This is a genomic window from Rhizobium sophoriradicis, assembly GCF_025200795.1.
In the GTDB taxonomy this organism is placed as follows: domain Bacteria; phylum Pseudomonadota; class Alphaproteobacteria; order Rhizobiales; family Rhizobiaceae; genus Rhizobium; species Rhizobium sophoriradicis.
Window position 1 is genome coordinate 742486 of sequence record NZ_CP104152.1, and the last position, 22655, is coordinate 765140.

20 protein-coding genes and 2 pseudogenes are annotated in these 22655 nt (G+C 61.3%); 10 read left to right on the top strand and 12 right to left on the bottom strand.

All coding sequences use genetic code 11. The features are described 5' to 3' along the window. Window positions 1–6 precede the first annotated feature (6 nt). The 8 genes and pseudogenes from N2597_RS03575 to N2597_RS03610 form a co-directional block, all read right to left on the bottom strand. Complete coding sequence (locus N2597_RS03575; protein WP_183598880.1) at window positions 7–1281, bottom strand: MGH1-like glycoside hydrolase domain-containing protein; 1275 nt, start codon at window positions 1279–1281, stop codon at window positions 7–9. A gap of 18 nt (window positions 1282–1299) precedes the next feature. Then, the gene (locus tag N2597_RS03580; protein ID WP_096763945.1) at window positions 1300–2358 is read right to left on the bottom strand and encodes an ABC transporter ATP-binding protein; all 1059 of its coding nucleotides are present in this window, start codon (window positions 2356–2358) and stop codon (window positions 1300–1302) included. A 13-nt stretch (window positions 2359–2371) separates the two neighbouring features. Beyond that, complete coding sequence (locus tag N2597_RS03585; protein WP_038687489.1) at window positions 2372–3229, bottom strand: carbohydrate ABC transporter permease; 858 nt, start codon at window positions 3227–3229, stop codon at window positions 2372–2374. Then, the gene (locus tag N2597_RS03590) at window positions 3226–4077 is read right to left on the bottom strand and encodes a carbohydrate ABC transporter permease (protein ID WP_039618440.1); all 852 of its coding nucleotides are present in this window, start codon (window positions 4075–4077) and stop codon (window positions 3226–3228) included. The genes N2597_RS03585 and N2597_RS03590 overlap by 4 nt, the downstream gene beginning before the upstream one ends. 72 nt (window positions 4078–4149) lie before the next feature. Next, window positions 4150–5424: an ABC transporter substrate-binding protein gene (locus N2597_RS03595; RefSeq protein ID WP_183598882.1), complete on the bottom strand. Its 1275-nt coding sequence runs from the start codon at window positions 5422–5424 to the stop codon at window positions 4150–4152. Between the two features lie 42 nt (window positions 5425–5466). Then, complete coding sequence (locus tag N2597_RS03600; protein ID WP_183598884.1) at window positions 5467–6477, bottom strand: LacI family DNA-binding transcriptional regulator; 1011 nt, start codon at window positions 6475–6477, stop codon at window positions 5467–5469. A gap of 298 nt (window positions 6478–6775) precedes the next feature. Beyond that, window positions 6776–6878 (bottom strand): annotated as a pseudogene (locus N2597_RS33690) (non-homologous end-joining DNA ligase); the annotation flags it as partial. Window positions 6879–7215: 337 nt separating this feature from the next. After that, window positions 7216–7524 (bottom strand): annotated as a pseudogene (locus N2597_RS03610) (DUF982 domain-containing protein); the annotation flags it as partial. Between the two features lie 632 nt (window positions 7525–8156). On the opposite strand from N2597_RS03610, the gene N2597_RS03615 reads away from it, so the two are divergent. Beyond that, window positions 8157–9227, top strand: coding sequence for an acyltransferase family protein (locus N2597_RS03615; RefSeq protein ID WP_183598886.1), 1071 nt, complete (start codon window positions 8157–8159; stop codon window positions 9225–9227). Between the two features lie 30 nt (window positions 9228–9257). Here the strand turns inward: N2597_RS03615 and N2597_RS03620 are convergent, their stop codons facing one another. After that, window positions 9258–9761, bottom strand: a complete 504-nt coding sequence (locus tag N2597_RS03620; RefSeq protein ID WP_183598888.1) for a nuclear transport factor 2 family protein — start codon at window positions 9759–9761, stop codon at window positions 9258–9260. Between the two features lie 199 nt (window positions 9762–9960). On the opposite strand from N2597_RS03620, the gene N2597_RS03625 reads away from it, so the two are divergent. From N2597_RS03625 to N2597_RS03635, 3 genes are all read left to right on the top strand, one after another. Further along, window positions 9961–10713 (top strand): AraC family transcriptional regulator, encoded by a 753-nt coding sequence (locus N2597_RS03625; RefSeq protein ID WP_096771766.1) that lies wholly within the window; start codon window positions 9961–9963, stop codon window positions 10711–10713. 90 nt (window positions 10714–10803) lie between these two features. Further along, the gene (locus N2597_RS03630) at window positions 10804–11772 is read left to right on the top strand and encodes an alpha/beta hydrolase (protein WP_183598890.1); all 969 of its coding nucleotides are present in this window, start codon (window positions 10804–10806) and stop codon (window positions 11770–11772) included. An 11-nt stretch (window positions 11773–11783) separates the two neighbouring features. Then, window positions 11784–12314: a nuclear transport factor 2 family protein gene (locus tag N2597_RS03635; RefSeq protein ID WP_009997137.1), complete on the top strand. Its 531-nt coding sequence runs from the start codon at window positions 11784–11786 to the stop codon at window positions 12312–12314. Window positions 12315–12556: 242 nt separating this feature from the next. Here N2597_RS03635 and N2597_RS03640 read toward each other — a convergent pair whose 3' ends face one another. Then, the gene (locus N2597_RS03640; protein WP_183598892.1) at window positions 12557–13492 is read right to left on the bottom strand and encodes a DMT family transporter; all 936 of its coding nucleotides are present in this window, start codon (window positions 13490–13492) and stop codon (window positions 12557–12559) included. An 86-nt stretch (window positions 13493–13578) separates the two neighbouring features. Here N2597_RS03640 and N2597_RS03645 point away from each other — a divergent pair, with 86 nt between their 5' ends. From N2597_RS03645 to N2597_RS03670, 6 genes are all read left to right on the top strand, one after another. Continuing rightward, complete coding sequence (locus N2597_RS03645; RefSeq protein WP_009997140.1) at window positions 13579–14058, top strand: Lrp/AsnC family transcriptional regulator; 480 nt, start codon at window positions 13579–13581, stop codon at window positions 14056–14058. Between the two features lie 70 nt (window positions 14059–14128). Continuing rightward, complete coding sequence (locus tag N2597_RS03650; protein ID WP_183598894.1) at window positions 14129–15901, top strand: adenylate/guanylate cyclase domain-containing protein; 1773 nt, start codon at window positions 14129–14131, stop codon at window positions 15899–15901. A 159-nt stretch (window positions 15902–16060) separates the two neighbouring features. Next, entirely contained in the window at window positions 16061–16588 is a 528-nt protein-coding gene (locus N2597_RS03655; protein ID WP_086156442.1) for a cytochrome c, read from the top strand. Window positions 16589–16831: 243 nt separating this feature from the next. Then, entirely contained in the window at window positions 16832–17407 is a 576-nt protein-coding gene (locus N2597_RS03660) for a PQQ-dependent sugar dehydrogenase (RefSeq protein ID WP_210281983.1), read from the top strand. A 32-nt stretch (window positions 17408–17439) separates the two neighbouring features. Continuing rightward, on the top strand, window positions 17440–18006 hold the full coding sequence (locus N2597_RS03665) for a PQQ-dependent sugar dehydrogenase (protein ID WP_341356244.1): 567 nt from the start codon (window positions 17440–17442) through the stop codon (window positions 18004–18006). A gap of 309 nt (window positions 18007–18315) precedes the next feature. Next, window positions 18316–20091 (top strand): adenylate/guanylate cyclase domain-containing protein, encoded by a 1776-nt coding sequence (locus N2597_RS03670; protein WP_183598896.1) that lies wholly within the window; start codon window positions 18316–18318, stop codon window positions 20089–20091. A 176-nt stretch (window positions 20092–20267) separates the two neighbouring features. On the opposite strand, the gene N2597_RS03675 is transcribed toward N2597_RS03670, so the two are convergent. After that, window positions 20268–20642, bottom strand: a complete 375-nt coding sequence (locus N2597_RS03675; RefSeq protein WP_096763953.1) for a hypothetical protein — start codon at window positions 20640–20642, stop codon at window positions 20268–20270. Next, window positions 20627–22594, bottom strand: a complete 1968-nt coding sequence (locus N2597_RS03680) for a two-component system sensor histidine kinase NtrB (RefSeq protein WP_225881429.1) — start codon at window positions 22592–22594, stop codon at window positions 20627–20629. The genes N2597_RS03675 and N2597_RS03680 overlap by 16 nt, the downstream gene beginning before the upstream one ends. Between the last annotated feature and the right edge of the window lie 61 nt (window positions 22595–22655).

The following is a 22655-nucleotide window of genomic DNA, read 5'->3' on the forward strand; positions in this document are numbered from 1 at the left end:
TGCAAGTCAGGCACAGGCGACGCTGACGTGTCGCTCAAGCCACAGATAGGACGCAGCCGTCCAGGAAAAGCCGAGGCCGCCGCAGCCTTGGCCGGTGACCGGGTCGAAATATTCGGCGAAACCTTCCGTCTCGATCGCGGCGAGGGTGGATTTCCGCAGCTCTTCGGCGACAGCCGTGTGGCCATTGCGCTTCAGTCCGTCGATCAGCAGCCAGTTGATGATCGCCCAGGCGGGGCCGCGCCAGTAGCGCTTGGGCTCCCAACTGGCTATGCCGGGTTTGGTCGTCGGGAAGGCGACCTTGAGATCCTTGGACCAGGCTTTCATTTCCGAGACCAAGGCGTCGGCAACCTGCTTGTCGAGGTCCAGCGAGAGGAGGGGGATGAAGCCGGCTTGCGTGGCGGCTTCGACATCTTCGCCGGAGATCAGGTCTCGAGAGACGAAGCGGGCAAGCTCCGGCCGCCACTGGGCCATTAGCGCCTTGCGGGTGCGGTCGTTGAAGGCAGCGATCTCGATCGCCTCCTCGGTCCGATCGAAAAGGCTGGCAAGGTGTTCCAGATCTTCGCCGGCCTTGAGCAGAATGGCGGTCGTCTGGATCTCGGCGACCTTGAAGGACGCCTTCTCCCATTGTTTCGCCGGATCCCAGCCGCAGGCGGCATAGGTATCGACCAGATGAATGAAGCGGCGGTAATCCTCGTCGCGCGGACGCATGTCGGCATTGACATGGCCGGTATCCTTGCGCACGACAAGGGTATCTGTGGTCGTGGGTACACGAGCGAGCGCGATGTCCCAGGCGGGAGAATTGTCGCTGCCGCTTTCCCAGGGATGCAGGAGCGCGACGAGCCCGGTGCCATCGGGATCGCGGGCGGAATACCACCAGCGGTGCCATTTCAGCGCCGCTTCGTAGAGCGGCAGGGTACGGGCTTCGGCCCCCTTGCCGGCGGCTTCATGCAGCTTGCGCAATGCGATCGCGAAGACCGGCGGCTGGGTTATGCCGGAGGTCGGGATCGCGTGTTTCGTGTGCCAGACATCCGGTCCAGGGAAATAGGTTTCGCTTGGCGCGTGGAAGACGATATGCGGGATCATCCCGTCCGCCCACTGGCCCTCGACCAGCCGTTCCAGCTCGCGATAGGCGCGATCGGTATCGTAGAGCGCGAATCCCATGGCGACGAACGCCGAATCCCAGTTCCATTGAAAGGGATAAAGCCGGTCGGTCGGTACGGTATAACCGCCGCGATCGTTCTGGGCGAGGATGCGTTTCGCCTGGTCGATATGCATGTTCATTTCGATGCTCCAGTATTCTCAGGCCAAGACGGCCGGAAAGGACTTGCCGCTTTCGGGCGAAAGCCAGGTGATGCGCTTCTGGTCGAGCTTCAGACCGATGGTCTCGCCGCTCTTCACGGTCTCCGAAGCCGGCAGGATGACGCGGACCGGCTGGTCATGGATCGACCCAGTCAACAGCAGATGCGAGCCCATCGGCTCGGCCACGCGAACCCGCATTTCGAGACCCTGCGGCAGCGGCGCGAGTTCGACGGCCTCGCCGCGCAGGCCGAGGACGATTTGATCGCCGGATTCCTGCGGCGCCACGAGCCGTTCGTCGCCTACCGCCACCTGGCCGTTCTCAACCGGCACCTTGATGAAGTTCATCGGCGGATTGCCAATAAAACCGCCGACGAAACGTGTTGCCGGGTGATTGTAGATCTCGACCGGATGGCCGACCTGTTCGACCACGCCGCCATGCATGACGGCGATGCGGTCGGAAAGGCCCATCGCTTCCGTCTGGTCGTGGGTGACATAGATCGTCGTGGTGCCTGCCGATTGCAGCACGGTCTTGAGCTCGGTGCGCATTTCGAGACGGAGCAGCGCGTCGAGGTTCGAAAGCGGCTCGTCCATCAACAGAACCTTCGGTTCGACGGCAAGGGCGCGAGCGACCGCGACGCGCTGGCGCTGGCCGCCGGAAAGCTTGTTCGGGTAGCGGTCGAGATACTGTTCGATATGCAACAGGCCGGCGGCCTTTTCGACCTGCGTCTTCACGCGTGCGTCGTCGACCTTCTGCATCCGCAGCCCAAAGGCGACGTTCTCGTAAACAGTCATATGCGGAAAGACGGCGTAGTTCTGGAAGACCATCGCAAGGCCACGATCCTTAGGAGGCAAGCCGATCACCGACTTGTCGCCGATGCGGACATCGCCCGATGTTGCGGTCTCGAGGCCGGCGATGATCCGCAGCAGCGTGGTCTTGCCGCAGCCGGACGGGCCGAGCAGCGAGACGAATTCGCCGTCGTTGATCGTCAGCGAGACCTCTTTCAGCGCCTGGAAGGCTCCGAAACTCTTGCGGATGCGGTCGATGACAATATTGGCCATGTCGATGGTCCCGTTATTTGGAGGAAATGCCCCAGATCGCGAAGAGGTAACGCCTGACCGCGAAGATGAAGACAACCGAGGGAAGGATGAGCATCAGGCCCCCGGCAAAGCGGTAGTGCATCGGGCTTTCCGAGAGCACCGTCAGCAGGTAGGCGGTCAGCGTGCGGTTGCGCACCGTCAGCACCGACGCGGCAAAGACCTCGTTCCACGAGATGACGAAGGCAAAGACCGCTGTCGCGACGATGCCGGGCAAAGCCAGGGGCGCGACCACCTTGAAGAAGGCCTGGATGCGGGTGCAGCCGAACACCCAGGCCGCTTCTTCCAACTCTCTGGGCACGCCGAGGAAAATGCCCTGCGTGACGAGTGCCGCGAACGGAAGCGCCAGGACCGTATGGATGAGGCCGACGCCGACGATTGTGTCGTAGAGGCCGAGCCGGATGAAGGAGACCGTCAGCGGCAATGCCAGGATTGCCAGCGGAAAGGCGCGGGTCAGCAACACCAGGAGGCGGTAGCTGTCCTTTCCGCGGAAATCGTAGCGGGCGAGCGCGTAACCGGCCGGCGCGCCGAGCAGGATGGAAAGCGCCACCGTGATGCCGGCTGCCCCCAGCGAGTTGAGAAAGGATTGGACGACGCCTTCGGTCTTCAGGAAGAGAATGAAGGGATCCAGCGACAGGCCAGTCGGCAATCCCGTCTTAGGCCAGACATAAACACCCTGGCGGCCGCCGAGTGCGCCGAGCGCGACCAGATAGATCGGCACCAGCACCCAGGCGCAAAGTGCTGCGATGCCACTCCACAGCAGCCAGCGCCGCGAGGAGACGAAGCTGGCGGCGTTGCGGGTGTCGGCGCTCGTGTTGACGGTATCCGCGGTCATGGCAGGCGCTCCGGATCGACCTTCAAGGCTTTCAGATAGATGAGCGTGGCGGCAAGCGAGATGATCATGATCAGTACCGCGTAGGCGGCGGCGACGCTGTAATTCTGGTTCTGGTTCTGCCAGTTATAGGCCTCGCCGACGAGAACCGGGAAGTTGCGTCCGCCGAGCGCATAGACCACCGCAAAGACCTCGAAGGCGAGCACGGTGCGCAGGATCAGCGCCGATTGCAGGGCGGGGCGGATCAGCGGCAGGGTGATGCGCCAGAAGCGCGTCCACGGGCCAGCCCCGAAGATTTCGGCGGCTTCCTTGAATTCCTTCGGCACCTGGTTGAGACCGGCGACGATGATGACCATGACGATTGCCGTGCCGCGCCAGATTTCAGCAACCGCAATCGCGATGAAGAGCGCGACCGGCGTCTGGTAGGAGAGCCAGCTTGCCTGCCTGCTGATGATGCCGAGGCCGAAGAGCAGCGAATTCAGATAGCCGGTATTCTGCAGGATCGACAACCAGACGAGACCAGCGGCGAGGTCGGAAATGCCGAGCGGGATCGTCCAGATCCACAGGATCGTCTCGCGTCCGCGGCCGACCTTGGCGACCATCGTGCCCATGGCAAGCGCGATGGCGATCTGCACCGGTACGACCGCGATCGTCAGCAGGAAGGTGTTCTTCACCGAGCGGGTGAAATTGATGTCCGTTACCATGCGCTCGGCATTTGCGAGCGATGGCGCGCCATTGTCCGAAACCGCCAGCCAGATTGTCTGTACCAGCGGCACGACGAACAGCAGCGCCAGGAAGGCGACGGATGGTAGGATCAGCAGATAAGGGATCCAGGGTCGGCTGTTGGTCATCGGCTCCGGCCTTGACGAGCAGAGAGGTGAAAGGGCGTCCGGGCAGTTTGTCCGGACGCTTGCTACGTGGATTTATTGAACCGGGCAGGGGCCATCGCTCTTGGCATCGGGCGCCCAGCAGGCAGCCTTCGTGTCGGCCATCAGCTTGGCCATGGTGGCGCCCTGGGCCTTCAGCACGTCTGCAACGGGCTCGTTCTGCAGCACGATGCGCTGAAAACTGTCCATGTAGACTTTGTTGAACTCGCCGCCCTTGTCACCGAGACCGACCGGGAGCAGCGAGATGACCGCGTCCTTGGAAGCCTGGGTGGCAGTGACCGCACCGGCGAGCAGGGCGACGCCGGCATCGAGATCCGGCGGCAGCTTGACGTTCAGGGTCGGGAAGAAGCCGACCTTGGAGGCGGTCAGGAGCTGCGTGTCCGGCATGGACAGGTGTTCGATGATTTTTTCTGCACCGGCCTTGTCGGGCGCGCCTTTCGGAATGGCGAGACCGGCAACCACCGGCATGTAGCCGCGACCCTTCGGACCGGCGGGGGCGGGGAAGACGACATAATCATCCGGTGCGGCGGAAATGGCATTCTTCAGGCGGGCGATATGATCCCAGGCGACCATGACTTCGCCGGCAGCCAGCGGCTCCTGCATGAAGTCGTAGCTGGTGGAGTTCGGTGTCACATAGGCCCACAGCGCCTTCAACTTCTCCCAGCCGGCAGCCGCGTCGGCGCTCCGGAAGGTGCGCACGACACCTCCGGTGAATGACGGATAGAAATAGCCCTGGAAGTAACGCGCCATCAGCCCTTTCGGGCCGGCCGGAAAGCCGATCTGCGGCTGGCCGGTCGCCTCCTGCATATTCTTGCCCCACTCGATCAACTGATCATAATTCAATGCGTTTACGTCAGCGCCGGCCGGCAGGTATTGCAGCGCCTCCTTCTTGGCAGCCATCACATAGGTCGCTTGCATCCACGGGATATATTGCTGGGTCGACTTGCCGAGCTTGCCGAGGTCGAGCAGCGACTGCGGCATACCACTCGCCGCCAGCTTCTTGGCGAGGTCGTCGAGCGGTTCGAGCGTGTCCTTGTCGGCGAGCGGCGAAAGCTCGCCATGCAGCGCGCCGACGAGGCTGACGGTGCGCTTGCCGGCCTGGCGTTCGGCTTCCATGCGGACGGCAAACTGCGGCGGCTCTTCGACCACGTAATCGACCGGGCCGACGTCCTTCAGGAGTTCCTCGCGCACGACGGTCGCCTCCTCGATCGGGCGAAGCTGGGTGGACACGAAAACCGTCTGGGCGAGCACCGGCGAGGCGAAGGCCAGCACGGTGGAAGCCAGAATTCCAAATGACATGATATGTTTCATCTTCTCCTCCTTCATTGTTCTTTGTTTGAGATGCACTGCTGCCTATGCCGCTCTAAGCGGACGGCGATGGCTGTCGCGATCGACGAATTCGATCGCGTGAAGCTCCTGGAGTTCTTCGGCGGGTTCGCCACCAATGGCGCGCAGCAGCAGCGAGGCGAAGCTCGCGCCGAGGTGTTCGCCAGTCATGCGCATGGTCGAGAGCGGCGGGCTGGTGAAGGCGCCCATCGGCAGGTCGTCGTGGCCGACAATGCTGATCTGGTTGCCGCCATCGACCTCGCGCAGTGCGCGGAGTGCCCCGATCGCCATTTCGTCGGTGGCGCAGACGAGTGCGGTCGGACGCGACGGTTGGCGCAGAAGTTCGAGTGCTGCGAGATAACCGCCCTGTTCCAGCGGCGCGCCCTCGGCGCAAAGATCGGTCGCAAGGCCGCATTCCTCCATCGCCGCCCGCCAGCCGCGGCAGCGGTCATGTGCGAAGTAATATTCCTGCGGGCCCGCGATATGGCCGATGCGGCGGTGGCCGGCGGCATGGAAGCGCAACGTCGCGTCCCGGAAGCCGGCAAAACCGTCGCCATCGATATAGGGATGGGGCATCAGGCTTTCTGTGCGGCCGTTGGTGACGAAGGGGATGCCGCGCGACTGCAGGAATTCGACGCGCTCGTCCTTCCGCTGGGTGCGAACGAGAAGCATGGCATCGACGCGGCGGCCATCGACGAAGCGGCGGCAGATGTCGAGTTCGCTCTCGCCGCGCGGTACCGGCGCAATCACCAGATTGAGGCCGGCAGTAGCAAGATGTTCGGCGCAGCCCGACAACATATCGAGGAAATGCGGAGGGCCGATATGACCAGGATCGCTCGGCAGCGTGACGGCAACCAGTTCGGCGCGCTGCTTGCGGAGGCGGCGGGCCGAAGCATTCGGCCGGTAGCCGACCTTGTCGGCAGCCTCGCGAACTCGCTCGCGCGTGACGGCCGACACATCGGCATAACCGTCGAGAGCTCGCGACACAGTGGTGATCGAAAGCCCCAAGGATTGCGCGAGTTGTTTAAGATTGGCCAAGCTCTTCCTCCCGAAGCGAAGAAACGATTGTCCAAAACGTTTTGGCAGTCAAGCCAAAACGTTTTGGACTTGCTCTATGACCAGCGACTTGCTGCCTCGCGCCGTGGCATCGGCACATTTACGCGGCGCTCTTCCGTCGCCGGCAAGCGGTGAAGCTGTTGATGATCGCGCCGGATCTGTGGGCCATGTCGGAGGTCACGAGCCGCCTGAACTGAGGACGTTCATCAGATAGACGTCCACGCCGGTATGCCATTGCTCGTCGGTAATTTCGATACTGGGCGCGCGGACCATGGCCGGCATGGCCGGCGATCATGAAGCTCTCGCTCTGGACGCATTTATTTTCAGCCAGCGCCCGCGCGGCCACTGCGGTAGGGGCGGTCGCGATGCTTGGCGATGATGCCGTAGCCCGAACTTTCCAATGCGCTACGTGAGGTAGACACGGATCTCATTGACCAACTGGGCTCAATACGCGGGAGATGTTGAAAACATTTACCCGCGTTTAAATCTAGTCGCTAGCGCTGGATTGGCCGCGGCAGGGCGCGAGGCGCAAGCGGAAATTATATCCCCCGCATCGTCACGGGAGCCCTATGGTTCGACGATCGTCTCCGCGGCGGGGGAGCCGGTGTCGGAGGCAAACGAGCTTTGGCGATCATAGCTCACGCTTTGCGAGCCCGCGACGTGATCTCGCAAGGGCAACGCTAGGCTGACAGCCGAGCGGCTGTTCGGCAGAGGACTTACCTCACGCTGCGAGGACATGCTCGGTCGCCGCACGGACGTTGGTGGCTGCTGGACGACCGCTAGAACTGTGATACCCGCCTCATTGGCCGCACGCAAAAGGGCCTCCCGGAATCGCTCCGGGGCAATTTTCCCGGTAATCGCGTCGACGCAGGCTTTTACGGCGGCGACATATTCCTCGCCATCGTCGGAAGGCCAGTCTTTGAGCAGGAGATGCGCTGCGTCGCCCAGCGTCCGAACGATCTTGCGCGTTGCCGGGCCGCGCAAAGCAAGCGCGACGGGCGTGAATGCCGATGACGTATTCCAGCCCATGTCTCCAACCCCTCAAGACACCGATACTGCAACCCCGTCTGCAATATACGCGCGTATTCTGAAATTTGGAATTGAAAAAAGTACAAGCCGCGCTGCCTGAACGCGAGCCGCGATCGCAGAAGAAGGCAGGCGGGATTAACGCGTCCACCGGCAACGACAAATTCGCCGCCAACTTCCTCAAAACGGCTCAACCCGGCTCAATGCGGCTGTGGTTTGATAGCGTGCTGCGACCGCATCCTTGCACGAGAAGAAGAGGGCAGCAGCCCGCCGAGATGACGCCGATCGGAAATTCGGACCCATATTGGTCGGCCCCCGACTGTCGGACGCAAGCGTCTCTGACGAAAGCCGCGCCTATCGGCTTAACGTCCGCCGCTTCCAACGCATAGCGCGCGTAACGGAAGTCACGGATCGCAAGCAGCGAATCCCCGGCCCAGTTGAGAACAATGAAATAAGCAGGGGTGCGCAGGACAGCGCCCTGCTCAAACACCAACGCGGTGGGGCGACCCTCAACCAGGCCGGGGGCGAGCCGCCACCGGTGGACCAGAGATTATCGCGCACTGTTGCACAACGTCTCGTGACAACATTCAAAGCCCACCTTAATGCTCTGCGGAATTGTCAAAGCGGGGAATCGCATGCCCGGGCGCGGGGTCACAAGGCCATTTTACCCAAACGTCAACATCATCAGGCTCATCGCAGCCTCCACCGTTATCTTCTCGCATGCCTTTCTCATCTCGGAAAAGACCGAGGCCAACGAGCCCTTTGTGCGGTTGCTCGGCGACGACAAGATCCTTGGCATATTCGGGGTCTATGCATTTTTCATCACGAGCGGTTTCCTCGTCACGCAGAGCGCGCAGTTCGGCAGCGTCGGCGGTTTTCTCTGGCGACGGGCGCTGAGGATCTATCCGGCGCTTGTCGTCTGCATCCTGCTCAGCGTGTATGTTCTGGGCCCGTTGTTCAGCCCGCTGGGCATCAGGCGTTACTTGCGCTGGTCGAATCCCCTGGAGACGACCGTGCTCTCGGTGCTCAATCCGAGCTATGGCATGAAACTGCCGAATGTGCAGTTCTATGATCCTGCAATCTCCTGGCTTGCCACCTTCACCAACGGCTCTCTTTGGTCGATCAGCCAGGAAATCTTCTGCTACCTGATCCTTGCGGCGTTGATGGCCATCGGTCTTCTGCGAGCGCCGTTCATGGCGCTTGCCCTTGCCGTGGGCGTGACCTGGCAGCTTTTCTTCGAGCATCCGTGGCCGGACACACAGTTGATAACGGATTTCACTTTTATCGCGCCCTACTTCTTCTGCGGTTCGCTTCTCTGGTTCGTGATGGAAAAGTGGCAGCCGAACCTTGTCCTGGCGTCGATCTTCGCGGCGCTCGGCGTGCTCTGCCTCGTCTTCTTGCCCGCCTATTCTTACGGGCCGATGTTGTTTGCCTATCCGCTTGTCTACATCGCGATCTCGCCGAGCATACAGCTGCCGACTCTCGACCGATTGGGCGATGTTTCCTACGGGACCTATCTCTACGGCTGGCCAGTGGAGCAGGTGGTGAACCATGCCCTCGGTCAGTACAGCACGTGGTGGACAGTGTTCGGCCTTTCCCTGCCGATAACATTGTTGCTCGGCTGGCTTTCATGGCATCTGCTGGAAAAGCATGCGCTGCGGCTGAAGCGAATCTCATTCCTCCAACGGCAGCCTGTCAGTCCGTGAGCGATGGCCCCGAGCCATACTGTCTGATGCTCACTCAGTCTTCAGACGGTCGGGCAGCGGTTTGAGCCGATATGCTTGCCAGAAGAAGCTGTCCGCGGCGGCCTGATCGAAAGAAAAGTTGCGGGCTTCTTTGATCTTGCCGTTCTCGATCTTGAACGCAAGGACCCAGATCGTATCGACATTGGCAAGGCCGTCACGGTTTGACCAGCCGCGATGCATATCGATGACCCAGTTCTCGCCCGCTATCAGCGCGATCAGCTCTGCCCGGAAATTGCCTTTTCCGAGCTGCTGAAAGAAGGCGGCCACTTCCTGCTTGCCGCGCATGGTGCCGGCGAGCGGATGGTGGCCGGGAATGTGCCATAAAATGTCGTCGGCAAAAAAGGATGCGACCTTGTCCATGTCGCCCGAGGCATAGGCGGCGTAATAGTCGGCAATCATCTTGCGGTTCTCTTCGGGGCTTGCCGCCCGGGCGATCCCGCCCATCAGGATAAAGGATGTTAACACGGCGCCGCCGGCGATGGCTCTGGGTGACATTGATGGTCCCTTTCCCACATGGTTTCGCGGCAAGGGTGCCGGAATGCCGGCGCTGCGACATGCGCAATTCTTGCGCGTCTTTGGGCGATTGTTGCTTTTGGTGAGGGGGCCATCGTCGATGAGCGCACATGCAGGTTGATTTTCCGCAGAGCCTCACCAGCTTCTTTCCATGGGCAATGCAGCACGACGCGACTGGGGAGTGACGGCATGCAGGTACGATGTTCCTGCCGGCGGCGGCGCTTTCGCACTGTCGGATCTGACGATCGGCCTGTTTTTGGTCGCGCAGGACGAGCATCGCCTGGCCCTCGGCTCGGACCGCCGTCACCATATTCCACTTTCCGCCGATGAGGGCTGGATCCTGCCCGGGGGCGCCGCCGGCATATGCGAATTCGACGACGCCCATTCTTATCTGACGGTATCCTTCGACAAGCACATGCTCGACGATGTCGGGCTGGATACGCGCACGGCGTTCAGACCGCACGTCGGAGGCCTGGAACCACTTCTAGCGCAGCTCGTCCGGCTTGCCGCGGATCGCGGGGAGGATTCGTCTTCGCTCTATCGGCAGACGATGGATTTGGCCTTGGCCACCCATTTGGCCCGGTTGCTGGCGCCGCATGCCGAACTTTGCGCCAGTCTCGATGACCGCCGGCTGAGGAAGGTGATTGCCTATGTCCAGGAGCATCTGACCGACGATATCTCGCTTGACCAACTCGCCTCGGAGGCGGCCATGAGCCGGTATCACTTCGCGCGCGCGTTCAAGGCCGCGACGGGCAGATCGCCGATCCAGTATGTCATAGACGAGCGCCTCGACCGGGCACGGCTTCTGTTCAAGACCACGTCGGCAACGGTCGCCGAGGTCGCTTACCGCGTCGGCTATGCCGATGTCTCGCGTTTCGGCCAGCATTTCCGCAAGCGGGTGGGCATCACGCCCGCACAGTTCCGGTCGCAATAGCAACATACGCCGTAAGTCGAGCAATTTTCGCGCCTGCACCGCGCCGGCGATCCTGGCACTCTCGCCTTGTTCAACCAGCGGAGAGTTCAGATGAAACAGTTTGCACTTGCGGCAATCCTTGCCACTGTGGCGGCAACGACGGTGAGCGCAGCGGAAGTAGCCGCCCGAAAGGTCACATTTCCAAGCAATGGTGAAACAATCGTCGGCACACTCTACGTGCCATCGGACACGGCTGCCGAAACACGGCGGCCCGGTGTCATCGTCGCCGGCGCTTGGACCTCGATCAAGGAGCAGATGTCGGGCCTTTATGCCAAGGAAATGGCCGAGCGAGGCTTCGTGGCGCTGGCTTTCGACTATCGTGGCTGGGGTGAATCGAGCGGCACCATCCGTTTCAAGGAAGACCCGGCGACGAAGACTGCAGACATCATCGCCGCCGCCGATTTCTTGTCGACGCTGTCGGAGGTCGATCCGGACGCGATCAACGGCCTCGGCATATGCGCCTCGGCCGGCTATATGGCCGATGCCGTCAGCGGCAATCCGAAATTCAGGTCCCTATCGCTCGTCGCGCCATGGCTGCACAACAAAGCGATCGTCGAAGAGGTCTATGGCGGTGCCGAGGGCGTCGCCAAGCTGATCGCTGTTTCGCGCAGCGCCGAGCGCGCTGAAGAGAAGGGAAGCCCACGGGTCATCCTTGCGGCCAGCGCCACCGATGAATCCTCGCTCATGTACCAGATCCCCTATTACACCGAAGCCGATCGCGGTCTCGTTCCCCAATATGACAACAAGTTCAATCTCGGCTCCTGGGAGCCCTGGCTCACGTATGATTCTGTCGCCACCGGCTCGCGCGTCGACAAGCCCGTCCTGCTGGTCCATTCCGAGGCAGCGGCCGTGCCCGAGGGCGCGCATGCCTTCCTTGGCCTGTTGAAGGTCGATGCGACGACGCGCTGGTTCGAGGGCGTCACCCAATTCGATTTCTATGACCGCCAGCAGCATGTCGACGCCGCGGCCGACGCAGTGGCCGAGCACATCGAAAAAGTTCTCGGCCGACGGTCGAATTGAGGAGCGGGCCCATGAAAATGATCGTTGCAAGTCTCGTTGCCGTCATGATGATGGTGGCACCCTCCATCGCGAAGGCAGTTAGCATGAAGCCCGAAGACCGCCTCGCCATCATTGATGCCATCACCGACATCGCCGCCGGCGCCGACCGCCATCAATGGCCGCGGGTGCGCGGCGCCTTCGCCGAGAAGGTGACGCTCGACTATACCAGCCTCTGGGGCGGCGAAGCTGTCACACAGTCAGCCGATGAAGTGGTCGCGCAATGGTCGAACTTCCTGCCGGGCTTCGACAGGACGCTGCATCTCGTCACAAACCACGCGATTGTGGATGCATCCGGCGACACGGCGACGGCCGAGGCCGATTTCCAGGCGACGCATAGTTTAGGCAAGGATCTGTGGGTTCTCTCCGGCCACTATCGCTACGGGCTGGTGAAATCAGCCGAGGGCTGGAAGGTCACACATATGACGATGACTGCCACTCACGAGACCGGTGATCGCAGCCTTGTCGGCAAAGCCGCCGAGCGCGCTGCGAAGAAGATGGACTAGGCGGAATCTCCGCGGCCCTGATGTGCTCTTTGCCGTTTCCGTGGCCAGGCTTCAAACGATGGCCCTTCCAGACAGGTCCGGCTTGCCGAAGCCGGGCGGCCGCTTTCGCAAGTCTTTGCGCATCATTCAAGAAGTGAGCTCGGAACCGAAAAAGCAATGTGAGGCAATAATCGCCGCGGCCCTCCCGGGTTTCACGCGCCCAGCGGCCGGGTTGTACGACAAATCATGCGACGTAGCAGATACTAGGACTGTTGCGACACTTGGACCAGCTTCGCAGGCTTGCTGAAAACTGCGATGGCGGAACAGACGCCGGCGAACTGCATAATCACTCCGATCGCCTCGGCGGGAGAAGGAAACCGGCCCTCGAACATGAATCCATAGGCGAGGCCGAAGACTGTTTCGGCAACGATGAGCTGGGCCGCGAGCGCCAGCGGCAGGCGACGGGAAGCGATCACCCAGCACCAGGTTGCAAACCACGAGCCGGCCAACCCCATCACCAACGCCCATACGACGAAGCTGGCGATTTCTGAGGCGGAAGCCGTGTTCGCGACATCGAACGAGGCCAGCGGCAACAGGAGAAGGCTTCCGATCGCCGCGCCTATGCCTTGCAGCCCTGTCCATTGCAGACCGGCCGGCGCGTCCGCTGACCGCATGACAGCTGCATTCGCCAGACCGTAGGCGATCCAGATCACCAGCGCGGCCGAACTGGCAAGAACACCGCGAAGGATCGATGGCGTATCCGCAACGTCGGCCGCGCCGATCGTCGCGGCGTTTACGATCGTCACGCCGATCGCGATCAGCGTCAGGGGAAGCGTCAGTGCCTTCCATGATGCGGAGCGGTCCCGAATATTGGCGATGATCGCCAAGAACACCGGCATGGTGCCGATAATGACAGGCGGAACGGCCGCACCGGCGAGTTGGACGGCAAAGGCCGCGCTGATGAAGTATCCGACATAACCCGCGCCGCCGAGCAGCAGGCCGGTCAGAAGCCGCGCGGGGGCCATGCCGACTGGCCGGAACCGTCGATCGGCCATCAACAGCAAGCAGGCTAGGCCGAAGACGCCATAGCGGGCAATGGTCAAATCCCATGCCGTGAGCGGTGCGACGGCGCGCGGGGCAATGAAAGTCAGCCCCCAGAGGGCGCAAGTGATGAGGCCGGCGACGATCCCAAGCAGCATGGTTTTCTCCTACTGGAGCCATCATGCAATAGGCTGCGTCTCGATTTATATGGAAGTGCAAGAGCTAATCGCGTAGTTTGACCGCTATGTCGAAGGCAAAAGCACCTCGGAACCTTCAAACTGCAAAATCTGCGCTGGACGCGACGGACGCGCAGATTCTTGCCGCGCTCGATTCCGATGCTCGCCTCTCGATGAGCGAGCTTGCCCGCCTGGTTGGCATGTCCGCGCCAAGCGTGTCGGAGCGTGTTCGCCGGCTTGAGGCGGCGGGCGTCATCCGAAGCTTCACTATCGACGTGGACACGCGCGCCATCGGCTACCAGATCAGGGCGATTGTAAGAATCCGGCCGCTGCCCGGCAAGCTCCACCTTGTCGAACGGCTCATTCAGGAGCGGCCGGAGTTTGTCGAATGTGACAAGATCACCGGCGATGATCCTTTCCTTGCTCGCCTCGTGGTCCACACGATCGAGCAGATGGACGATGTTCTTGAAGCCCTCTCGGAGCACGCCGTCACCAGCACAGCCGTCATCAAGGGAACTTCCGTTAAACGACGCCTGCCGCCCCTGTAGAGGAGCAGCGGCTCAAAGTTCTTTCTTGCCTTCTGTCTCCCTGCTATCGTGGAAGCGAGGAGACGGCGCCATGAGCGAGACCCGAAAGCTGGCTGCAATCCTGGCCGCTGATGTGGTTGGGTACAGCCGACTTGCCGGCGCCGACGAGGACCGCATCCTGGCGAGGTTGCGGGCACTGCGCAGCGATCTCATCGATCCGACGATCGCCGTGCACCATGGCCGGGTGGTGAAGCGCACCGGCGATGGTGCGCTGGTCGAGTTCCGCAGCGTGGTGGACGCCGTACGCTGCGCCATCGAGGTGCAGAACGGCATGGTGGAGCGCAATGACGGCGTGCCGCAGGACCGTCGCATCGAGTTCCGGATCGGTATCCATTTGGGCGACGTCGTCGAGGAAAGCGACGGCGATCTGATGGGCGACGGCGTCAACATCGCCTCGCGTTTAGAGGGCGTCGCCGCGGCGGGCGCGATCTGCCTGTCCGAGGATGCCTATCGCCAGGTCAAGGCGAGGCTCGACCTCTCGGTCAGCGATCTCGGCAACACGCAACTCAAGAACATCGCCGAGCCGATCCGGGTCTATTCGCTGCAAGTCGGCAGCGCCGGGACCAGGGCAGCCGCGACCTCGGAAACCGCGACGAGCCGACCGGCGACGGCAGCGTCGCCGAAGCTGTCGATTGCCGTCCTGCCCTTCGCCAACATGAGCGGTGACGCCGAACAAGACTACTTCGCCGACGGCATCTCGGAAGACATCATCACGGCGCTATCGAAGCTGTCGCAGCTCTTTGTCATCGCCCGCAATTCGTCGTTCACTTTCAAGGGCAAGAACGTCGAGGTGCAGGAGGTGGGCACGAAGCTCGGCGTGCGGCATGTCCTTGAGGGCAGCGTACGCAAATCGGGAAACAGAGTCCGCATCACCGCGCAGCTCATCGACGCGACCACCGGCGGGCACCTATGGGCAGAGAGGTTCGATCGCGAGCTCACCGACATATTCGCGGTTCAGGACGATGTCACGCAGCAGATCGTCGACGCGCTGGCGGTCAACCTGACAGAGGGCGATCGGAAAAGACTGGCGCCGGGGCAGACCCGGCATCCCGAGGCGTATGACTGCTTCCTGCGTGGCCGGGAGCTGTGGCACCGGCTGACGAAGCAAACCAACAGCGACGCCCGCAAGCTTTTGCAACGTGCCGTCGAGCTGGACCCGAACTTCGCCTCAGCGCACGCCTTCCTGGCCCTCACCCACGGGCTCGACTACCTGAACCGGTGGAGCGAGTCGCCGCAGCGCTCAATCGAGCAAGCCGAAGAGGCCGCGACGCTGGCGGTAGCGCGGGATGATAGCGATCCCGTCGCCCACTGGGCACTGAGTGTGGTCAAGCTTTACACGCGACAGCACGATAGCGCCATCAGCGAGGCCGCGCGTGCGATAGTCCTCAATCCGAACTTCGCCGAAGGGCAGGTCAGCCTCGGCGAGGCACTCATCTATTCAGGCAGATCCGGGGAGGCACTCGCCTATTTCGATCGGGCGAGGGTCCTGAACCCGTACTTTCCGGATGTCGTTCTGCATTTTCAGGCCTTGGCCCTGTTTCAACTGCGAAGGTACGAGGAGGCCGTCGAACCGTTGCTGCAGCGCGTGAACCGCAACCCCGTCACCGATGTCTCGCGCGCGCTTCTGGCCGCCTGTTACGGACATCTCGGCCGTTTCGAAGAGGCCCGCGCGAGGTGGCAAGAGGTGTTGCGCGTCAATCCCGACTACTCCTTGGAATACCGTCGCAAAGTCTTGCCCTTCAAGAACCCCGCCGATTTCGAGCTCGTCATGGAGGGGCTGCGCAAGGGCGGGGTCGTACAATGACGGGTCGATGTCCGATCTTGAACCTGTCGCCGCCATTCGCCCCGAGGATGAGCAATAACCAGTCGCAATCTTCGTTAATTCAATATGGCTAATATATGAAACATGTTCATCGTGATATTCAGTTCGATGGCCGTTGCGAGCTGTATCATGGAGGGGATGATGTTTCGATTGAGCGTTCGGTTGGCTTTTTTGGCCGCCTCAGCATTGGGGCTGCACTCGAACATGGCAGCTGCCGACGATACGCAGACTGCGCGCGGCGAATATCTCGTCACGATCGGCGGCTGCAACGATTGCCACACACCGGGATATTTTTTCGGAAACCCGGACAGCTCGCGATTTCTGGGTGGATCGGATGTCGGTTTTGAGATCCCGGGGCAGGGTGTTTTCGTCGGCCGCAACATTACGCCTGACAAGGAGACCGGGATCGGCAGCTGGACCAGGGAACAGATTGTGACGGCGCTTCAGACCGGGCAGCGGCCGGATGGCCGCCTCCTGGCGCCAATCATGCCGTGGCATGCATTCGCGCAGCTCACTGAAGAAGACGTGACATCAATTGCAGTCTTCCTTCAAAGCCTGAAACCGGTCAGCCATCAGGTCCCTGGACCTTTCAAGCCGGGGGAGAAGGTTTCAACCTTCATGTTTCGAATCTTGCCGCCGGGTGAAACCGCGGCTGCCGCACCAAACTAGAACAGCGCCACCGCACGCGGACAAGTGGAGAAAGCACAATAGCAGCGACCGCTGCATTACTCGATGGTTGTCCGCCTCCACATCGGCGTGCGCGGTCCTGGAGTCCGCGTCAGCCAAGTTCGGCATCAACGCTGGAAAGGCTGGGAGATGGTCTACCGGCATCGCGTGGGTGTGGCTGAGCGCGAGGCCGGACCGCTGAGGCACTCGACAGGTCTGGCAGCGCCGGAGATTGGGAGAGCAGATATGACCAGAAAAGCAGCTATGCTGTTGAGTGTCGCGCTTGTTTCAGCATCCGCCTGGGCGCAGCAAGAAGGCGTGCTCCACAAGGTCGAGACGAATGTTTTCAGGCCGAAGCATCAGCCATTCAGCGAGGATGCCGTCAAGCGGCTCAAGGTTCCGGAAGGATTCGAGGTCAGCATCTTTGCCCGTGACCTCGGCAATGCCCGCATGATGGCGGTCGCCGAAGACGGCACCGTCTACGTGACGCGCCCCGAGGAAAAGGACGTGATCGCCGTCAAGGAAGGCGATCCGAAGCCTCGCACGATGGCATCTGATCTCGACGGCATCCATGGCATTGCAATCCGGGACGGTCGTATCTTCCTTTCCACGGTCCATGCCGTTATGGCCGCCGATCTGAACGATAACGGGACGATCGGCAAAATGGAGAAGATCATCGACGACCTGCCCGACGGCGGCCAGCACGGGCGGCGGACGCTCGCCTTCGCGCCCGACGGAGCGCTGCACATCAACGTCGGCAGTTCCTGCGACGCCTGCTTCGAAGCAGCGACGAAAAGGCTGCCAACCTTCGGCTCGACATAAAAGACAAGAAACGCACGGTCTTCGCGAAGGGGCTGAGAAACATGCTCGGCTTCGATTGGCATCCGGAGACCGGGGTCATGTGGGGCGTCGACCACGGTGTCGACCACCTCGGCGACGAGCTGCCGGGCGAGGAACTGAACAAGATAGAGCAAGGCTCCCACTACGGCTGGCCGTTCTGCTACGGCGACAGGCAGCCCGACTGGGCGAGTTTCACCATGCCGGAGGGTACGCCCAAGGATGATTTCTGCAAAACCAAGACCGCCGCGCCAGCGCTAACTTTTGATGCGCATGCGTCGGTGATCAACATTCGCTTCTACGATGCGCAGCAGTTTCCGGAGGACTATCGCAACGATGCCTTCGTCACGCTACGCGGTTCAGCGAACCGGGCCGATCCGGCCGGATATAAGGTCGTGCGGGTCAACTTCGACAAAGGCGAGCCGACGAGCACGGAGGACTTCCTTACTGGCTTCCTGAGCGAGGACCGGAAGACTGAATTTGGCCGCATCGCCGGGCTGGCGATAACTCCGGACGGCTCGCTGCTCGTCTCGGAGGATACGAACGGCGTGATCTACTGGGTGAGCTACAAGAAGGGCGGATAGCCTTCGTCCGTGTGGCGTCTCCCGCCGTCGCATCGCCTGGCGGAGCTGTTCGCAGCCTGACAACGAGCAGGTTGAAGCCGACGGTTACGGGGGACCATCCGCTCTGTAGCCCTTTGCGCATCGCACACGCTGTTGCGACCGGGCGTTCCCGCTCGGCATCGGAAAGCCGAAGAGAGAAGCGGATCCCTCGGGTGCAGCATCAGCCCATTCGCTCTGGATTTTTCTTTCCTAGCCTGATTCGCCCGGCTCCGGAGCGCTTTCGTATTTGCTTATCAGGAGTTAGTGTATTTTCCTCGCGGAGGGGCAAGCGTGGAACGTCGTCTTACCACAATAATGGCGGCCGATTTGGTCGGCTATTCTCGTCTCATGGCGGCGGACGAGGAAGGCACCATTTCGCGGCTGCGCGACGCGCGAACCTCCGTGATTGACCCGGCAATTATGGAGGGCGGTGGCCGCATCGTCAAAACCATGGGCGACGGGCTCCTGGTCGAATTCCCATCGCCGGTGTTGGCGGTAAGAGCGGCCCTTCTCATGCAGCGCAATTTGATCTCGCGCGAGTCTCCTCAAAAGGAAGACCGACGTCTGCGTTTCCGCATCGGTATTCATCTCGGAGATGTGGTGATCGATGGCGACGACATCCTCGGCGACTGCATCAACATCACTGCGCGTTTGGAAACCATCGCACCCGCCGGAGGCATCTGCATATCTCGTGCAATCTACGATCATGTGCAAAGCAAGATAGACGCTGGGATGACGTGGCTCGGGCCACAGTCCGTCAAAAATATCCCCGAACCAATTGACGTGTGGCAGGTCGAGCTGGACGGCACGGCGCCCAGCCCGGTTCGGCTCTCTGGACAGGTACGTGCTTCGATCGCGGTTCTCCCATTCCAGAATTTTTCTGTCACCCCCGATCAGGACTTCTTTGTCGACGGACTGGTCGAAGACGTCATTACGGAACTAAGTCGCTTTCGATGGTTGTTCGTGATCGCTCGCAACTCGACTTTCGCCTACAAGGGGACAGCCAAGGACGTACGCAAGATCGCCCGGGAACTTGGTGTGCGCTATGTCGTGGAAGATCGGTTCGGGCGGTCCGGTGAACGGCTGAGGATCACTGTACAGCTAATCGACGCGCTGTCGGGAGCACACATCTGGGCCGAGCGCTGGGATCGTCCGATCGCCGATTTTTTTGATGTGCAGGACGAGATAACGCGCCGGATTATCGCGGGCATCGAACCAGAGCTGGGAGCGCACGAACGGAGCCTCGCCCTCGCCAAATCGACGGACAACCTTACTGCTTGGGAACTTTGTCACCGCGGCTTCGCTGAATTGCTTTCCTTCGAAGCAGGCTCGCAAGCCACTGCCGAGAAGTTCCTTCGACAAGCGCTCGAACACGATCCGAATTTTGCACTTCCCTACGCCTATTTGGCTCGTCACCGATACGCACTCGTCCTTTGGGGGCGTGCCGCAGATGTGCCGGTCGCCATCGAGCAAGGACTATCGTTCGCCACGAAGGCCTTGGAAATCGACAGGCGGAGCGATATCGCCTACGCGGTGATGTCCCTCCTTCTTACGGTGGGTGGGCGAGCGGCCGAGGCCATGCCTGTCGCTGAACAGGGCCTTGCATTAAATCAAAACTACGCCTTTCTTCACTTCGCACATGGAATGGCAGCCGTGCGGCTCAGGGACGCCGATACAACGATTAGAGCCGCACAAAATGCCATCGATCTCAGCCCTCACGATCCGTCTATGTTTGCGTTCAAGACACTGCTCGGCATTGGCTTGATGCTGAGAGGCGAGCCCGATGACCTCTCAACGGCCCGGATGCATCTACGGGAAGGCGCGTCCTTCGAACGCACAACCTATTATCCATTCATTGGGTCAGCGTTGCTCGCCCTCAGGGCGGGCAATAGCGATGAGGTGAGGACGTGGATCTCTGATGCTTTGAAGAAGTTTCCAAACCTGAACGCGGAATCCGTCCGAGCCGCAGCCCACCCATTTTATGAAGGTAGTCCTTATTGCGACTACCTCGACAGGTTGATCGAGCACGGGCTCCCACCGGGAGAGAAGCGTCTGATCGAAGAATAATCGCGTCACTTGGAACACTCCTGTTCCCGGCTTCTATGGTAACCGGTGTTCCGCCCCCACGGTGTCCTCGCCGCCCTGATCTGTGATCGCCTTTCCATGGATTAGCAAAGCGGCGATGGAGGGCAGATCACCTGTACTTCGCGCCGGCAATTGCTTGGGTATTCAGGTGGATTCGATCAAACGCAAGTGCTCTCGAAGAAACTGCCGTGACTTGATGAAGCTCCAAGTTTTGGGAGTGCCCGCGAATGGGCCATCCTCATCGAGGAATTGGTTGATTGGGCAGCCAACAGTTGGAACGCCTCATTTCGATCCGGCGCATTTTCCGCCCCAGCTAATATGCTCGCAGCAACCGACTTGCTCGGCATGAGAAGGGTCAATTCGGGATGGCGAAACACTGGGTCGTAAGCGAGACCAATACCGAAGGAGGTGGACCGGTCGATGTCTGGAACAGCTATTTCCTCCTCCACTTCCCGCTTTGCTTCATTAAACAGGTCGATGTGCCCGCGTTGGCTTTCGCGCCCTGGTTTGGAGAATTTCAGGCCGGAAACCAAAGTTCAACGACCGTCCCCTTTCCCGGCAGTGAGGTGATACGAGCGTCGCCGCCGCTTTGACGTACGAAGCCATAGACTATGGCCAGCCCGAGACCGGCGCCGCCTTGTGCATCGCGGGTGGTAAAATAGGGCTCGAACGCCTTGTCGACTGCCTCGGGTGTCATGCCGATACCGTCGTCCGCCACGTTAACGGTCATGCCAGCCTCGCTGCGGGCGCAACGGATGCGGATCGTGCCGCCTGCCGGCATGGCCGCGGCGGAGTTGAGGCAGAGATTGAGGATCGATTGTTCGAAAAGCGCCGTGTCGATGAAGATCATGGGCAGGTCGTCGGCGATCTCGAAGTCAAGCCGGCATTTCTCGCCGATGGCGATCTCCAGCACGTCGGCCATGCCGCGCAGCACCGAGCCGAGTTCTACCTCGCTCGGGTGGATCGGCTGCTGGCTGCCGATGGAAAGCATGCTTCCGGCAAGCGACCTGCCACGGTCGGCCGCCTTGCGAATGCGGGCGAGGTGTCGCTTTTGCCGGTCGTTGAAGCCCGTTTCGCGCTCCAGTAGGCCGAGGCTTCCGGTGATAATGCCGATCATGTTGCCCACCTCGTGGCTGACCTGGTGGGTCATGCGCATGATGCCGTCAAGCCGTTGGATCTTCGCTGCCTCGGTTTCTTGCCGGTCGATCTCGGTGATATCGCGCGCCAGCAGCACGATGCCGCCATCCGGTTGCCGGGATAGCGACACCTCCGTCACCCGTCCGGCATCAGCGCGGTGGCGCAGCACATACCGGTCCGCTAACAGGCCAGGATCGTTCTCGGCCGGCAGGAGTGCCAGATCGATCTCCGGCAGCGGCATGACGAAGCTGCGGAGCGGCAGTTTTCTGGCCGAACCAGACCAGCCGAGCAGCGCGATGACGCGGCGGTTCATGGTGATCGGTCGGCCGCGCGGATCGAATAGAGCGATGCCTTCGTTCATGCTGCGGAAGGTGGAGCGGATGGTGCGGGCGGCCGCTTCCGCCGTGCGTCTCAGCCGCGTGACGCGCTCGACGCTCTCCCGGAACGCGCGGAACGCTTCGAGCAGACGCACCAGCTCAGTTTCCGTGCCGTCATAACGCGGCGCATCGACATCCTTTCGCCCCTCAGCCAAAGCATTCATGCCGTTTGAAAGGGAAACGATGCCGCGCGAGACGCGCATGACGGAACGGATTGAGACTACGGCCATTGCCAGCACGAGCAGCGAAGCGACGGCGACGATAACAAGGATGCGGCTCAGGGCATCAGAGGTCGATCCGAGGTCGTCGCTGAGACTGCGGGCAACGGTCTCGCTTTGGGTCTCCGTCGCATGCGACAGATCGCGTGAGACATTATGCAGGCGAGAGACAGCGCTGCGGATGGCGAACATTTCAAGCAAGTACTGCGTCTGTGCATCGAAGATCCGTTCGTAAGGTGCGAGCTCGGCGGCAGCAATTCTGATATCCGGGGCAGCGGGTTGCAGACGCGGGGCGGTCTCGGAAACGTAGCGCCGGCGCAGTTCCCCGAGCTGAAAGAGACTGTCCGAATTGGAGGCGGCCTGTACGATGGCATTCAGCCGACCGCGAAATTCAACATCCGCAATGCCGCTGCCAGTTGCAATCTCGCCGAGCGCTGCCGCAGCCTCCGCCTTATGCTGCTGGGCGGATTCTGCGTCGTCGGCAAGTGCCGTCGTTTGCGTGCGGATCGTCTCCAGCAGCTCCACGATGCGGCCGCTGCCAAAACCCTTGGCAGCGACTTCGCCGTTTTCAGGTTCCATCGCCCGGATCAGCGCGTCGACCTGCACGACAACCGAGCGACTTTCGCTGGAGACGCGGTAGGGGGAGGTCGCATTCATCAAAAACGGCGCGCTCGAGACAAGATCCGAAACCTGCCGCGACACCAGCGAAGCCTTTGCGAGGCTCGAAAAAGCTTGCAGGCCATAGGCTGCCATTTCCTGGCGGGCTCGTTGCAAGCCGTAAATAGCGATGGCCGCCAGGCTGAAGACGAGGATA